The organism is Flagellimonas sp. S3867 (assembly GCF_014698935.1).
Classification (GTDB): Bacteria; Bacteroidota; Bacteroidia; order Flavobacteriales; family Flavobacteriaceae; genus Flagellimonas.
In genome coordinates, this window is the sequence record NZ_JACVMN010000004.1 from 160,858 (window position 1) to 174,715 (window position 13,858).

The 13,858-nt window shown below is 38.6% G+C and carries 17 protein-coding genes; 12 read left to right on the forward strand and 5 right to left on the reverse strand.

The window, feature by feature from the left end; translation table 11 throughout:
• Nucleotides 1–7: 7 nt before the first annotated feature.
• From IAG46_RS16825 to IAG46_RS16845, 5 genes are all read right to left on the reverse strand, one after another.
• Nucleotides 8–1,288: a DUF2851 family protein gene (locus tag IAG46_RS16825; RefSeq protein ID WP_190811553.1), complete on the reverse strand. Its 1,281-nt coding sequence runs from the start codon at nt 1,286–1,288 to the stop codon at nt 8–10.
• 21 nt (nt 1,289–1,309) lie between these two features.
• Nucleotides 1,310–1,819: a DinB family protein gene (locus IAG46_RS16830; protein WP_190811554.1), complete on the reverse strand. Its 510-nt coding sequence runs from the start codon at nt 1,817–1,819 to the stop codon at nt 1,310–1,312.
• A 5-nt stretch (nt 1,820–1,824) separates the two neighbouring features.
• The gene (locus IAG46_RS16835) at nt 1,825–2,136 is read right to left on the reverse strand and encodes a rhodanese-like domain-containing protein (RefSeq protein ID WP_190811555.1); all 312 of its coding nucleotides are present in this window, start codon (nt 2,134–2,136) and stop codon (nt 1,825–1,827) included.
• A 74-nt stretch (nt 2,137–2,210) separates the two neighbouring features.
• The gene (locus IAG46_RS16840; protein WP_190811556.1) at nt 2,211–2,828 is read right to left on the reverse strand and encodes a thioredoxin family protein; all 618 of its coding nucleotides are present in this window, start codon (nt 2,826–2,828) and stop codon (nt 2,211–2,213) included.
• Nucleotides 2,829–2,832: 4 nt separating this feature from the next.
• Nucleotides 2,833–3,387 carry a redoxin domain-containing protein gene (locus tag IAG46_RS16845; protein WP_190811557.1) on the reverse strand — a complete coding sequence of 185 codons (555 nt, stop codon included), beginning with the start codon at nt 3,385–3,387 and terminating at the stop codon, nt 2,833–2,835.
• A gap of 190 nt (nt 3,388–3,577) precedes the next feature.
• Here IAG46_RS16845 and IAG46_RS16850 point away from each other — a divergent pair, with 190 nt between their 5' ends.
• From IAG46_RS16850 to IAG46_RS16905, 12 genes are all read left to right on the forward strand, one after another.
• Nucleotides 3,578–3,967 (forward strand): MarR family winged helix-turn-helix transcriptional regulator, encoded by a 390-nt coding sequence (locus IAG46_RS16850; protein ID WP_368668191.1) that lies wholly within the window; start codon nt 3,578–3,580, stop codon nt 3,965–3,967.
• 1 nt (nt 3,968) lies between these two features.
• Nucleotides 3,969–4,601 carry an NAD(P)H-dependent oxidoreductase gene (locus IAG46_RS16855; protein WP_190811559.1) on the forward strand — a complete coding sequence of 211 codons (633 nt, stop codon included), beginning with the start codon at nt 3,969–3,971 and terminating at the stop codon, nt 4,599–4,601.
• A 38-nt stretch (nt 4,602–4,639) separates the two neighbouring features.
• Nucleotides 4,640–5,212, forward strand: coding sequence for a YceI family protein (locus IAG46_RS16860; protein WP_190811560.1), 573 nt, complete (start codon nt 4,640–4,642; stop codon nt 5,210–5,212).
• 291 nt (nt 5,213–5,503) lie between these two features.
• Nucleotides 5,504–5,704 carry a GIY-YIG nuclease family protein gene (locus tag IAG46_RS16865; protein ID WP_368668192.1) on the forward strand — a complete coding sequence of 67 codons (201 nt, stop codon included), beginning with the start codon at nt 5,504–5,506 and terminating at the stop codon, nt 5,702–5,704.
• A 137-nt stretch (nt 5,705–5,841) separates the two neighbouring features.
• Entirely contained in the window at nt 5,842–7,239 is a 1,398-nt protein-coding gene (locus IAG46_RS16870) for an anthranilate synthase component I family protein (protein ID WP_190811561.1), read from the forward strand.
• Nucleotide 7,240: 1 nt separating this feature from the next.
• On the forward strand, nt 7,241–7,813 hold the full coding sequence (locus tag IAG46_RS16875) for an aminodeoxychorismate/anthranilate synthase component II (RefSeq protein WP_190811562.1): 573 nt from the start codon (nt 7,241–7,243) through the stop codon (nt 7,811–7,813).
• Between the two features lie 68 nt (nt 7,814–7,881).
• Nucleotides 7,882–8,874 (forward strand): anthranilate phosphoribosyltransferase, encoded by a 993-nt coding sequence (gene trpD / locus IAG46_RS16880; protein ID WP_190811563.1) that lies wholly within the window; start codon nt 7,882–7,884, stop codon nt 8,872–8,874.
• Complete coding sequence (gene trpC, locus IAG46_RS16885; RefSeq protein WP_190811564.1) at nt 8,874–9,659, forward strand: indole-3-glycerol phosphate synthase TrpC; 786 nt, start codon at nt 8,874–8,876, stop codon at nt 9,657–9,659. The genes trpD and trpC overlap by 1 nt, the downstream gene beginning before the upstream one ends.
• Complete coding sequence (locus tag IAG46_RS16890) at nt 9,656–10,285, forward strand: phosphoribosylanthranilate isomerase (protein ID WP_190811565.1); 630 nt, start codon at nt 9,656–9,658, stop codon at nt 10,283–10,285. Before trpC ends, IAG46_RS16890 begins: the two co-directional genes overlap by 4 nt.
• Complete coding sequence (trpB, locus tag IAG46_RS16895) at nt 10,282–11,463, forward strand: tryptophan synthase subunit beta (RefSeq protein WP_190811566.1); 1,182 nt, start codon at nt 10,282–10,284, stop codon at nt 11,461–11,463. The genes IAG46_RS16890 and trpB overlap by 4 nt, the downstream gene beginning before the upstream one ends.
• 76 nt (nt 11,464–11,539) lie before the next feature.
• Nucleotides 11,540–12,301: a tryptophan synthase subunit alpha gene (gene trpA / locus IAG46_RS16900; protein WP_190811567.1), complete on the forward strand. Its 762-nt coding sequence runs from the start codon at nt 11,540–11,542 to the stop codon at nt 12,299–12,301.
• Nucleotides 12,302–12,331: 30 nt separating this feature from the next.
• Complete coding sequence (locus tag IAG46_RS16905; RefSeq protein WP_190811568.1) at nt 12,332–13,831, forward strand: M20/M25/M40 family metallo-hydrolase; 1,500 nt, start codon at nt 12,332–12,334, stop codon at nt 13,829–13,831.
• Nucleotides 13,832–13,858 lie beyond the last annotated feature (27 nt).

Here is a 13,858-nt window from a genome sequence, read left to right on the forward strand (position 1 = left end):
TTTAAAATTATGTATTTCTGTTCAATAAATGGGCTCCCAAAGTGCATTGAAGGCATTTATTTTTTAAACAATAGTTGTTGTATAATTGTAACTTGGCCTGACTCTGCAAAGCATTTTCCGCACTTGAGCCCAAGTTTTTGAACCCTTTCAAAATTGCATTTTTTTCTGGTTTAAGCTGTGAAATCAAGGATAATAAATCAGTTGTCGAATTAATATCCACTTGTTTGGAGTAACAAAACCGTATTGGAATTATCGTATTTATTATCAAAAGATCTATGAAGCTTTTGGAAAGTTTCTTTTTACTGGTTTTGGAAATCTTACCAAAGGTAAAGTGACTTTCCCAGTATGGGCTGGTCTCGGTTTTGAAGATTGCATAAATTTCCTCGAGCTGGTTTGCTCTAAGCAATTTTGCAAACAGATTCTGATGAAAGTGATATAAATGAGCCAGTTGGGACAAACGAATCGTTGGAAAATTTGTAGGACGCAATCCGAAGAATCCTGGTTTCTTCAACGGTGGATGTAAAGAAAACTTTTTGGACAAAAATGCATACTCTTTTTGAAGTCTTAGATAATAGGTGTCTTTACAATCTTCTATGTTGAGTAATCCGAAAAAGCCAAAAAAGAAACTTTCTATTTGCTTTAGATCTAAACTCATTTTCCGAACCTGGGAAAAATTCAACTGCATGGCTCTTTGCGAAAAGAACTCACCATTTATTTTGGATCCAAAATTTTTCATCAGCATTACGAAGAGTGTCCACTCCCAATCGTTGTTGGATTTTTGGAGGAGGTCAAGAATAAGATTGGCCTTTTGTTCCAATCTTTCCACATAAAGCCGCTCAAGAAAATTGTTTACCAAAAAAGAATCTATTTGTGCAAAATCCTTTTCGCAGTTTATGAAAGTGGGATTAAAATGTTGAAACAATTCTTGATACTTTTCTAAAACGGTGGGCGCAATATGGTGTTTTAACTCAAGAGTTGGAATCTGGGTACCATCCTTTCTAAACACCTTAATGTCATCTTCCCAGACTACATGAAGAATGACATTGTCGTAGTTGGAATCAACTTCATGATGGTGTACATACCAATCTGAGGATTTGAGGTGCATTTCTACATTGCCAGCCCATAGCTGACCACCAACCTCTATCTGTGCATTAAAAAAATCCGGCCCTGCATATCGATTTAGGGTTCCTGGGTTCTTAATAACAACATTTTCGGAGGTTGATGTGGTAAGTGGTCGTCCTTGAAGCTTGTCGCACCTCCATATAAAATGGAGTAGGTCTTCCTTCATTTCACTAAAATAAGAAAATGGTCACCATTTTCCAGCATAAGTCAATGGATCTCCTGAATTTTCTTTGTGATAACTATATCTTAAATTATTGATCTGACGAATATGGTGATAATCGTGCGCCAACCAATTGTACAAAAACGAACGAGCTGTTAAATATCCCAAATCTGGATGTTCAACAGCACTTTCCCAATTTGGATTGGATAATTCTTTTAACCATTCAATTGATTTTTGCCGTTCGTGATGCCATTTCTTAACTGAAGCTTCAAAATCCTGCTCCAAGTATTTATTGGTGATGGCCCAACCTGGAGGGTCTATCGGAACCAAAGGTTTTTCAGGATATTCTAATGCGTGTATCACCCGTGCCCTAAAATCCTTTACTTCTTCATCAATTAAATGGCAGACAATCTCTAAAGTGCACCAACCCTTAGGGTTGGATTTCCAACTAACAAAATCGGGAGGTAATCCATATAACATTTCATGGAAAACCTTCCGATTCCGATCAAGCTCATTTATGACTTCAGTAATACTCATTGAATTTATTCGGCTACTTCACCCTCCCAGTTCATAAAACCACCTTCAAGGTTGTTGGTATTTTCAATACCGATACTGTTCATAATGGCACAGGCCTGGGCACTTCTATTACCTGATCTGCAATAGACGTAATAGTTCTTGGTTTTATCAAGTTTTTCAAGTTCATCCAAAAAACCCTGTCCCAAATAAATATCTATATTGGTGGCGTTAGGAATATAACCTTCCTCTACTTCCTCGGGTGTGCGCACATCTAATATAAAGGAGTTGTTATCGTTTTCCAGTTGTTCTTCCCACTCTTGTTGTGATAAATCTGACATCTTTAACATTTTAAGTTTAGCAAAAATAAAAATCCGGAGCATAACCCCGGATCTAAACATATTTAATTTTCTTTTTAAGCCTTTATACTGCATCCAATAGCCCTGGTATTGGTAACCTTTATTTCTTTTCCGGCCAACATAGCATCTACCGCATTTTCAACATATTTTTCATCAACATTCGAAGCATTATGGGAATTATCATCTATAGCTCCAATGTACTTTACCACGTTTCCTTGGCTAGTACTTTCAAGTAAAAATACATGTGGAGTCCTCGTTGCTCCATATTGTGGGTAGATCTTTTGCCCTTCATCCAATACATATGGAAAAGTAAAGTCTTTGTTTGCCGCACGAATCTTCATCTTAGCAAAACTATCCCCTGGTTTCTTAGCAGGATTATTGGGATTGATAGCAATAACAGGTACCCCTTTAGATTTATATTTGGCATCCAACGCGTTAATCCTATCCTCATAAGCTACCGAATACGGACAGGTATTGCATGTAAAAATCACCAAAAAACCTTTGGCCTCACCGTAATCTGAGAGGGAGACCATGGAACCATCTACATTTTTTAAGGAGAAATCGGTGGCGATGTCTCCGATGCTATAACCGTCTTCCCCCGAGGTAAATTTCCCAGAAAAGGCTCCCAGCGAAACCATCAGAGCCAATAGACCTAAGATTTTAAGTATTTTCATACCCTTAGTTTATGTATTTGACCAATTCTTCGTTCAATTCTTCATAGGTAAAACCCCGTTCGTAAAAACCGCGTTTATCCTTATTATAGATCAATGTGGCAGGTATGCCCCCACCCCAGTCTTTGTCAATTTTTGGAATCCAATCATTTTGTTTTGGGTCATCCAGAATGACCACTTTGGATTTTATATCCTTTTTAGCCACAAAAGGTTCTAATCTCGATTTCCACATGGATGGCATATCCAAGCTTACCAGAACCACTTCAACATTGTTATCCTTTTGTTCAGCATTGACCTTCTCAAAATAAGGTAGTTCCTCAATGCAGGGTTTGCACCAAGTAGCCCAAAAATTTATGATGTATGTCTTTCCGTCATCTTTATATAATAAAGGTTCAAGTCCTTCATAGTCATATACCGGAAATTTTACCTGATCATCAGCTTCTTTTTCAAACTTGGCAAAAACTTGCTCCGAAGCGGCCTCCTTATCTTTCTCTTTTGGTTTTTGATTGCAACCTGAAATCAACAATACTATAAAAACCAGAGCAAACAACAAGTGTTTCATTAGCTGCATTTTAGAAGATTAAAAGTAAATAAAGCTGTTACCATAGATTCCTTTTTAACAAAATTTTATCTGTTAAAAATAGATGGGAAATAAATTATCCATTTATATTTGTATATACAATTGTTGTATTGACATGAATGTAGAGCAAATTATAAAAACCGAAAGAAAGCTTCCTCTTAAAATGAGGACCATGATTCATTTTGCATTGGTCAGCAACAAAATCAACGAACAATACGCCGTAGCACTAAAACCTTACGGAATTTCGAAGCAACAATTTAATGTGTTACGGATTTTACGTGGACAAAAAGGTAAACCTGCAAATTTATCCACCATCAATGAACGTATGGTGACCAAAATGAGCAATACCACCCGATTGGTGGATAAACTTATAACCAAAGGTTATGTTGATAGATCGGTTTGCCCTTCCAATCGACGTAAGGTTGAAATTTTGATTACCACAACGGGCAAAAAGGTCTTGGAGAAACTTGATGCCGCAATGCAAGAAACGGAAAATGAAATTCTCAAAGATTTCTCCAAAAAAGAACTCGAAATATTAAACACACTATTAGATAAATTTTAGAATGAGCAATATCCTAGAAAATAGAACATGGCGCTACGCCACCAAAAAATTTGACAGCACTAAAAAAGTTTCCGAAGCAGATTTGGAACTTTTATTGGAGGCGACACGATTGAGTGCTTCTTCCTATGGGCTTCAACCCTATCATGTTTATGTTATTACGGATCCTGAAATAAAAGAAAAACTTAAACCGGTTTCTTGGGGGCAATCCCAGATAACGGATGCATCACACCTCATTGTTTTTGCAAATGTGACCGATTTTGGTGAAGAATTGATGGATGGTTATTTACAGAACGTAAGTGCGACTAGAAATATCCCTACTGAAGGTTTAAAGGGTTATGGAGATTTTATGAAATCCAAATTGCTAGATCTTCCTTCGGAAACCAAAAGTGTTTGGACCACAAGACAAGTATATATCGCATTTAGCAATATGATGCAGGCCGCGGCAGAACTTAAAATAGACACTTGTCCTATGGAAGGTTTTGAATCGGAAGCCTATAACGAAATCCTTGGTTTAGAAGATAAATATCTGAACGCGTCCGTCGTGCTTGCTATAGGATACCGCTCCGATAGCGATGAAACCCAGCATTATGCGAAAGTGAGAAAATCAAAAGAAGAATTATTTACACATATATAAATCCTAATTATTTAAAACGAAGATTAAGCACACAAATCATGAAAAAGACAATTTTAAGCCTTGCATTAACAATGGTATTTGGACTTTCTGCCATTGCAAACCCAATTGATGGAGTAAAGAAATCAGTTAAAACAGACAAAAGCACAGTTACTTGGAAAGCCTATAAAGTAGCCGGATCTCATACCGGGACCATAAAGCTAAAATCAGGGGCTCTGGAGTTTGATGGAGAAAAGTTGGTTGGTGGAGAATTTATTGTTGATATGACCACCATTAACACCACCGATTTAGAGGGTGATTATAAAAACAAATTGGACGGACATCTTAGTTCAGATGATTTCTTCTCCACGGCTTCCAATCCAACCGCTTCTTTGGTGTTTACTGAAGTGAAATCTAGTGGTAATAATTCGCACAAAGTAACCGGTGACCTTACTATTAAGGGAATTACAGAGCCGATAGTCTTTGAAGTTTCCATTTATGGTAGCAAAGCAACAGCTACTTTGAAAGTTGACCGAACTAAATACGACGTAAAATATGGTTCCGGAATCATAGGAACCGCAAAGGACAAGTTGATCTATGATGAATTTGACCTTGTAGTTGATTTGCAGATGTAATCAGCTTTAGTTTAGTGTTTGAAAATCCCGTTCGAGACTTTCTTGAATGGGATTTTTAATTTCACAAAACAATATTTGGAAGTTAGAATTTCCTTTCTATCTTTGAAGCAATGAAATTAAAAACAGTAAATACTTGGTGGTGGATTAACTTACGTCGAATATCGTGAGCTAGTCCCCCATTGTAATCATATAGAGGCTTGTCATCACGACAAGCCTTTTTTAATTATATACGTTTAGATCTCATTTCCGCGCAGGCGGAAATCTTCTAAAGGAATTTGAATAAAAGTGAACATGAATTTTTATGTCTATATCATTTCAAATAAGAAAAACGGTACAATCTATATAGGCTACTCCAACAATCTGGAAAAACGAATGAAAAAACATAAAACTGGAACCGGAAGCAAGTTTGCAAAACGATATAACCTAGATAAACTGGTTTATTATGAAAAATTCAAGTTTCCGATGACTGCATCAGAAGAGAAAAACAATTGAAAAAATGGAACCGACAATGGAAACTAAATTTGATAAATGATTTTAACCCCAATTGGGATGATTTAACATGGTTCTTTGTTTAAAACACAATAAAAAGATTTCCGCCTTCGCGGAAATGAAAACAACAATTTTCGCTCATGAAATATTCGCTCAAAACTACATACAAACAAATCCTGGCCGATACCATCACCCCGGTCAGCGTTTATCTTAAAATAAGGGACAAATTTCCCAACAGCATTCTTTTGGAAAGTAGTGACTATCATGCGAATGATAATAGCTTCTCATACATCTGCTGTAACCCGATTGCCTCAATCAAAGTCGAGAATGAAATAATCACACAAAGATTTCCCGATGGCAGCAAAGATGAATTCCCAATAACACCAGATGTTGATGTGACCGACGTTATTCATCAATTCGGAAAAAAGTTCTCCGTTCCAAGCAATGGCTTTAAATTCATCAACAACGGACTTTTTGGGTATATGGCTTACGATGCGGTTCGCTATTTTGAGGATGTAGAGGTTTCCAAAAAAGAAGATTCGGTCCAAATACCGGATATCTATTATGCAGTGTATCAAAATATAATTGCTATCAACCATTTTAAAAATGAAGCTTACCTATTTGCCCACTGCTATGAAAGCGAAAGTAATGTGGATGAAATTGCACAGCTGTTTCAGGTAAGAAATTTTGCTTCTTACAATTTTTCAAAAGATGGAAAACCTACTTCCAACTTAAAGGATGAGGAGTATAAAGAACATGTGGTCTTGGCCAAAAAACACTGCCAACGGGGCGATGTTTTCCAATTGGTACTGTCACGAAGATTCTCGCAAGGTTTTAAGGGAGATGAATTCAATGTATATCGGGCACTTCGCTCTGTGAACCCCTCTCCGTACTTGTTCTATTTTGATTATGGTGATTTTAAAATCTTCGGAAGCTCACCAGAAGCGCAACTAATTGTAAAAGACGGGAAAGCCGAAATACATCCCATTGCGGGTACCTACAAAAGAACTGGAAATGACGAACAGGATGCCGAGTTGGCCAAAAAACTGGCGCAAGATGACAAGGAAAATGCCGAGCACGTCATGCTTGTCGATTTAGCTCGAAACGACCTTAGCAGAAACGGAAATACGGTAAATGTGGAAACCTATCGCGAGGTGCAATATTTTTCACATGTCATCCATTTGGTATCCAAAGTAACCGGATTAAAGAAAAAAGACAGCCCAACCATGAAAGTGGTTGCGGATACTTTTCCGGCAGGAACATTGAGTGGCGCTCCAAAGCATATGGCCATGCAGTTAATTGAAAAATATGAAAAAACCGGTCGCGCCTACTATGGTGGTGCCATCGGGTTCATGGATTTTAAGGGCAATTTTAACCATGCCATTATGATCCGAACATTTTTAAGTAAAAACCATCAATTACATTATCAGGCCGGAGCAGGTTTAGTTGCCGCCTCGGATCCAGATGCAGAATTACAAGAAACATATAATAAACTAGGAGCTTTGACCAAGGCACTTGAAATTGCAGAAACCATCTAAAATGGGAAGAAAGATTTTAATGATAGACAACTACGATAGCTTCACCTACAATTTGGTGCACTATTTGGAAGATTTGGATTGTGACGTCACCGTAAAAAGAAACGATCAACTGACCCTGGAAGATGTTGAACCGTTTGAGGAAATTGTTTTATCTCCAGGACCCGGAATCCCAGATGAAGCCGGTTTGCTGAAGGAAATCATCAAAACCTACGCACCTACCAAACGTATACTTGGAGTGTGTTTAGGTCAACAAGCCATTGGGGAAGTATTTGGAGGGAATTTGGTTAACCTGGATCAGGTTTATCATGGTGTAGCAACAACAATTACGGTAACCAAAGAAGATGTGATTTTTAACGGTCTGCCAGAAAAAATCGAAGTAGGTCGCTATCACTCATGGGTGGTTCACCCTGATTTACCAGACAGTCTAGAGGCTACCTCTGTGGATGAAAACGGTCAAATCATGTCCCTAAAACACAAAACATACGATGTAACTGCTGTACAATTTCATCCAGAATCTGTACTGACACCGGAAGGAAAACAAATACTAAAAAATTGGCTTGAAAATGGGAAGTGAGAATGCAGTAGTGAGTAATGAGACTAACCACTCATTACTCCATACTCACATCTAAACACTATAAAAACATGAAAGAGACACTCAACAGACTCATAAACCACGAAATCCTATCAAAGAGCGACGCCAAACAAATCTTGGTCAACATCGCCAAAGGAGATTATAATACCTCTCAGATTGCCGCTTTTTTAACGGTATATATGATGCGAAGTATTACCATTGAGGAGCTGGAAGGTTTCCGCGATGCCCTTTTGGAGCTATGCTTGGCTGTGGACTTGGCCGAGTTCAATCCCATTGACCTATGCGGTACAGGTGGTGATGGAAAAGATACCTTCAACATCTCCACCTTGGCGTCTTTTGTTACCGCAGGTGCTGGAGTTAAAGTCACCAAGCATGGGAATTACGGAGTCTCTTCAAAATGTGGAAGTAGTAATGTAATGGAATTTCTGGGAATCAAATTCAGTAACGAGGCCGATTTTTTAAAGAAATCCATTGATGAAGCAGGAATCTGCGTATTGCACGCTCCTCTATTTCATCCAGCCATGAAAAATGTGGCACCTATCCGAAGGGAGTTGGCCGTAAAAACCTTCTTCAATATGTTGGGACCCATGGTAAACCCAGCGTTTCCTAAAAACCAGATGGTTGGGGTCTTTAATTTGGAATTGGCTAGAATGTATGGATATCTCTATCAAAACACGGATAAAAACTTTACCGTACTCCATGCCTTGGATGGCTATGATGAAATTTCCTTGACCGGCGATACCAAAACCATTTCCAATAATTCTGAAGGTATTTTGTCGCCCATTGATTTTGGAGTACAACGGATTACTCAAACCGAAATTACAGGTGGAGATGATATCGCCCAATCAGCTCAAATTTTTATGGACATTTTACAAGGAAAAGGGACTGAAGCCCAAAACAACGTGGTCTGTGCCAACGCGGGAGTTGCAATTGCAACTGTAAATGAGGTTACCCCAAAAGAAGGGTTTGAAAAAGCCAAAGAATCACTTATGGGTGGAAAAGGATTGGAAGCATTGAAAAAACTTCAAAAGCTTAGTGCTTAATGAACATACTAGACAAAATAGTAGCCGATAAACGCAAAGAAGTCGATTTAAGAAAATCGCTGATTCCAATTTCCCAATTGGAAGCCTCCGTGCTTTTTGAAAGAAAAAGCCCTTCTTTAGCAACTGCTTTGAAACAAAGCCAAACAGGAATCATTGCCGAACATAAAAGGCGTTCTCCTTCTAAATCGGTCATCAATCAAAGTTTAAATGTTCAAGATGTAGCCAAAGGCTATGAAAATGCAGGAGTCTGTGGAATGTCTGTACTTACAGACGGCAAATACTTTGGTGGGTCTTTAGACGATCTGTTGTTGGCTAGAGCGATTGCAAGCATCCCTTTACTTCGTAAAGAATTTGTTATCGATGAATATCAACTTCTGGAAGCAAAAGCACATGGCGCAGATGTTATTTTGCTCATTGCAGCAATCTTGACCACAGACGAAATCAAAACACTTTCAGAAACAGCTAAAGGTTTAGGTTTAGATGTTCTTCTAGAAGTTCATAATGAAGCTGAATTACTTAAATCCATCATGCCCTCTTTGGATATGTTAGGAGTGAACAATCGAAACCTGAAAACCTTTGAGGTAAATCTGGAAACCAGTAAATCTCTTTCGACCCAAATTCCAGATGAATTTGTAAAAGTTTCCGAAAGTGGTATCAGTTCTATTGAGGCTATAAAGGATTTAAAACAATACGGATACCAAGGCTTTTTGATTGGAGAAAATTTTATGAAAACCGACAACCCCGGTGAACATGCCTCCACCTTTATAAAAAACCTGGAATTATGAAGTTGAAAGTCTGTGGCATGAATCAAAATCCATCTGAGGTAGCCCAATTGCAACCGGATTACTTGGGTTTTATTTTTTGGGAACCCTCTACACGATATTTTGAAGGAGAAATGCCAACTTTACCAGCATCCATCAAAAAAGTGGGCGTGTTTGTCGATGCTTCGATTGAAGAGGTTTTGTCATCAATTGAAAAGTATGGTTTAGCAGCTGTTCAACTCCATGGAAATGAAAGTCCCAAGTTTTGCAAAACCTTAAAGAAAAATAATCAGTCGATTGACATTATCAAGGTCTTTTCCATCAAAGACGATTTTGATTTTTCCATTTTAGAGGAATACGAAGAAGTATGCGATTATTATTTGTTCGACACCAAAGGAAAACTTCCGGGAGGAAATGGTTATGCTTTTGATTGGTCCGTTCTGAACAATTACCTATCCACAAAACCATATTTCCTAAGTGGCGGTATTGGATTGGATTCTGCTTCCAAGCTTCAAGCTTTTTTGGATAGTACAGCCTCAAGATATTGCCATGTAATCGATGTCAATAGCAAATTCGAAATGGAACCTGGATTAAAGAACATTGACCAACTGAGAGAATTTAAAAAAATACTAACCCAAGATACATTATGAGTTATCACGCTAATGAAAAAGGGTATTATGGAGAGTTTGGAGGGGCATTCATCCCCGAAATGCTCTATCCAAACTGTGAGGAATTACGACAAAAATATATCCAGATTATGGAAGAGCCTTCCTTTAAGGAAGAGTTTGACCAACTGCTAAAAGATTATGTGGGACGTCCTTCCCCGCTCTATTTTGCGGAAAGGTTATCCAGCAAATACAACACCAAAATTTACTTGAAACGGGAAGACCTCAACCATACCGGTGCTCATAAAGTAAACAATACCATAGGTCAAATTCTTATGGCAAAACGATTGGGCAAAAATCGCATCATTGCCGAGACCGGAGCAGGTCAACATGGGGTTGCCACTGCTACCGTTTGTGCTCTTATGGGAATTGAATGTGTGGTTTATATGGGTGAGATTGATATAGCCCGACAGGCTCCAAATGTTGCCCGAATGAAAATGTTAGGTGCAGAGGTTCGTCCAGCCTCATCTGGTAGTAAAACCTTAAAGGATGCCACCAATGAAGCTATTCGCGATTGGATAAACAATCCTGTGGACACTCATTACATTATTGGTTCTGTGGTTGGGCCACATCCCTACCCTGATATGGTAGCACGCTTCCAATCTGTGATTTCTAAAGAAATCAAAGCACAATTGTTAGAAAAAGAAGGACGCGAAAATCCTGACTATGTTGTGGCCTGTGTTGGTGGAGGCAGTAATGCCGCCGGAGCCTATTATCACTTTTTGGATACTCCACAAGTTGGAATTATTGCAGTGGAAGCAGCCGGAAAAGGTATCCATTCAGGTGAAAGTGCCGCCACTTCGGCTTTAGGCAAAGTGGGAATAATCCATGGAAGTAAAACCTTGTTGATGCAAACTGATGATGGTCAAATTACCGAACCTTATTCCATTTCGGCAGGGCTGGATTACCCCGGGGTTGGGCCTTTGCATGCCCATTTATTCAAATCCGGACGAGGAGAATTCATCTCCATTACCGATGATGACGCCATGAAAGCGGGTATGGAGCTTTCAAAGCTGGAAGGTATTATTCCGGCCATAGAATCGTCTCATGCCTTTGCCATTTTGAAACAGAAAAAATTCAATCCTTCGGATATTGTTGTCATCAACTTATCAGGAAGGGGTGATAAAGATTTACAGAATTATATTGACTATTTTGATTTATAGAGGTGAGATGCTAGTATTGAGTAATTGGAAATACCAAGTCCCTCAATACTAAATACTCAAATCCAATACCAAAAGTATGAACAGAATCAATAAAAAATTACAAGAAGATAAAAAGCTGCTTTCCATATACTTTACGGCTGGATATCCCAACCTGAACGACACGGTTAAGATTATCCAAAACTTAGAAGAAAGCGGTGTGGATTTGATAGAAGTTGGACTCCCATTTAGTGATCCTTTGGCTGATGGACCCACCATACAAGAAAGTTCTACAACGGCTCTAAAAAATGGAATGCAAACGGAACTGCTCTTCAAGCAGCTCAAAGACATTCGAAATACCGTTTCCATTCCCTTGATCATTATGGGCTACTTCAACCCGGTATTGCAATATGGAGTGGAGGCTTTCTGTAAAAAATGTCAAGAGGTGGGAATAGATGGTTTGATTTTACCAGATTTGCCCTTGGATGTGTATCAGGAAGAATATGAATCTATCTTTAAAAGATATGGGTTGATCAATGTGTTTTTGATTACTCCACAAACTAGTGATGAACGTATTCAAGCCATTGACAAAGCTTCTGATGGTTTTATATACATGGTAAGTTCAGCAAGTACCACTGGTGCAAAAGAAGGTTTTGGAACTGAACAAAAGGCCTATTTTGACCGACTTGCAGCAATGCAATTGAAAAATCCACAAATTGTCGGTTTTGGGATAAGCAATTCACAAACTTTTGAGCAAGCCACCGCAACAACAAAAGGCGCTATTATTGGCTCAGCCTTCATTAAGCACCTTACTCAAAACGGAACCGATAAAATAGCCGATTTTGTAAAGGGAATTCGTTAAATTCGATACCGCAACTAACGAAATCATATCATGAAAAGACTCATTTGTTTTTTTGCCTTAATATCAACCATTTCAATCTTTGGTCAAGATTCTATCGCTGTTAAATCGCAAGTGGCCAAGGCCATAGATGAACTTAGGGAGTTCATATCCATTCCCAATGATGCATTAAATGCGGATGATATTGATGACAACGTTCTTTGGTTAAAACGAAAGTTTAGCGAACGGGGTTTCAATACTGCTGTACTCGAAACGGAAAATCTACCGCTTTTTTTTGCTGCTTTGCCCATGGAAGATTCCAAACCGACCATGCTCATTTATATGCATTTTGATGGGCAGTCAGTAGATCCATCTAAATGGAATCAGCCTAATCCATATCAAACAGTATTAAAAGCCCGGGAAGGGGATGATTTTAAAACCATTTCTTTTGAAGAGCTGAATGACGACATCAACTATGATTGGAGATTGTTTGGACGCTCAACTTCGGACGATAAAGGTCCTATTGTAATGTTTCTCAATACCATTGATCTTTTGAAAAAAGACGGAAAGGAAATCCCATTCAACATCAAAGTAATATTGGATGGTGAGGAGGAAAAAAGTAGCAAACCGCTTCCAAAGGCAGTAAAACAATATCGTGATTTGCTACAAGCAGATTTTTTGGTGATTGCAGACGGACCTGTACATCCATCGGAAAATCCAACCGTGGTCTATGGATGCAGAGGCATCACAACATTGACATTGACCACCTACGGCCCCATTAAACCGCAACATAGTGGCCATTATGGCAACTACGCTCCAAATCCGGGATTCCAGTTGGCTCAATTATTGGCAACCATGAAAGATGCTGAGGGGAGGGTTACCATTCCTGGATATTATGATGGAATTTCATTTGATGAATCTATAACGGAAGTGCTTAAAAGTGTTCCAGATAGCGATAAAGCCATTGCTGAAAAGCTACAATTTAAATCCGCAGAAAAAGTGGGCGGTTTTTATCAAGAGGCATTACAATACCCCTCGTTAAATATAAGAGGGATTGGTTCTGGCTGGGTAGGTCCAAAAAGAAGAACAATTGTTCCTGAAAGTGCAACAGCTGAACTGGATTTGCGTTTGGTTCCGGAAAGTAATGGTCATCGCTTAAAAAAATTGGTCAAAGCACATATCACCAAACAAGGATACCATGTGCTGAATCATATTCCTTCTAAAGAAGAACGAATGTCTTTCGACAAAATCGTGACCGTTGAGGAAGGAAGTGTGACAGATGCATTTCGTACTAATTTGGACAACCCTTATGGAAAGTTCTTAATTGAAACTTTGCAATCTGCCTTTGAAAAAGATGTTGTTCAAATCCGAATTATGGGAGGTACCGTGCCCATCTCACCTTTTATCAACGAATTACAAATTCCTGCCTTTATTGTTCCCATGGTAAATCCGGACAACAATCAGCATAGTCCGAACGAGAATCTGAAAATTGGACAGTTGGCTTATGGAATAAAGGCTTTGTATGCCATTTTATCTTCAAAAATGGGTGAATAGATTGTCTTTTCATCCTCAAAAGTTCAA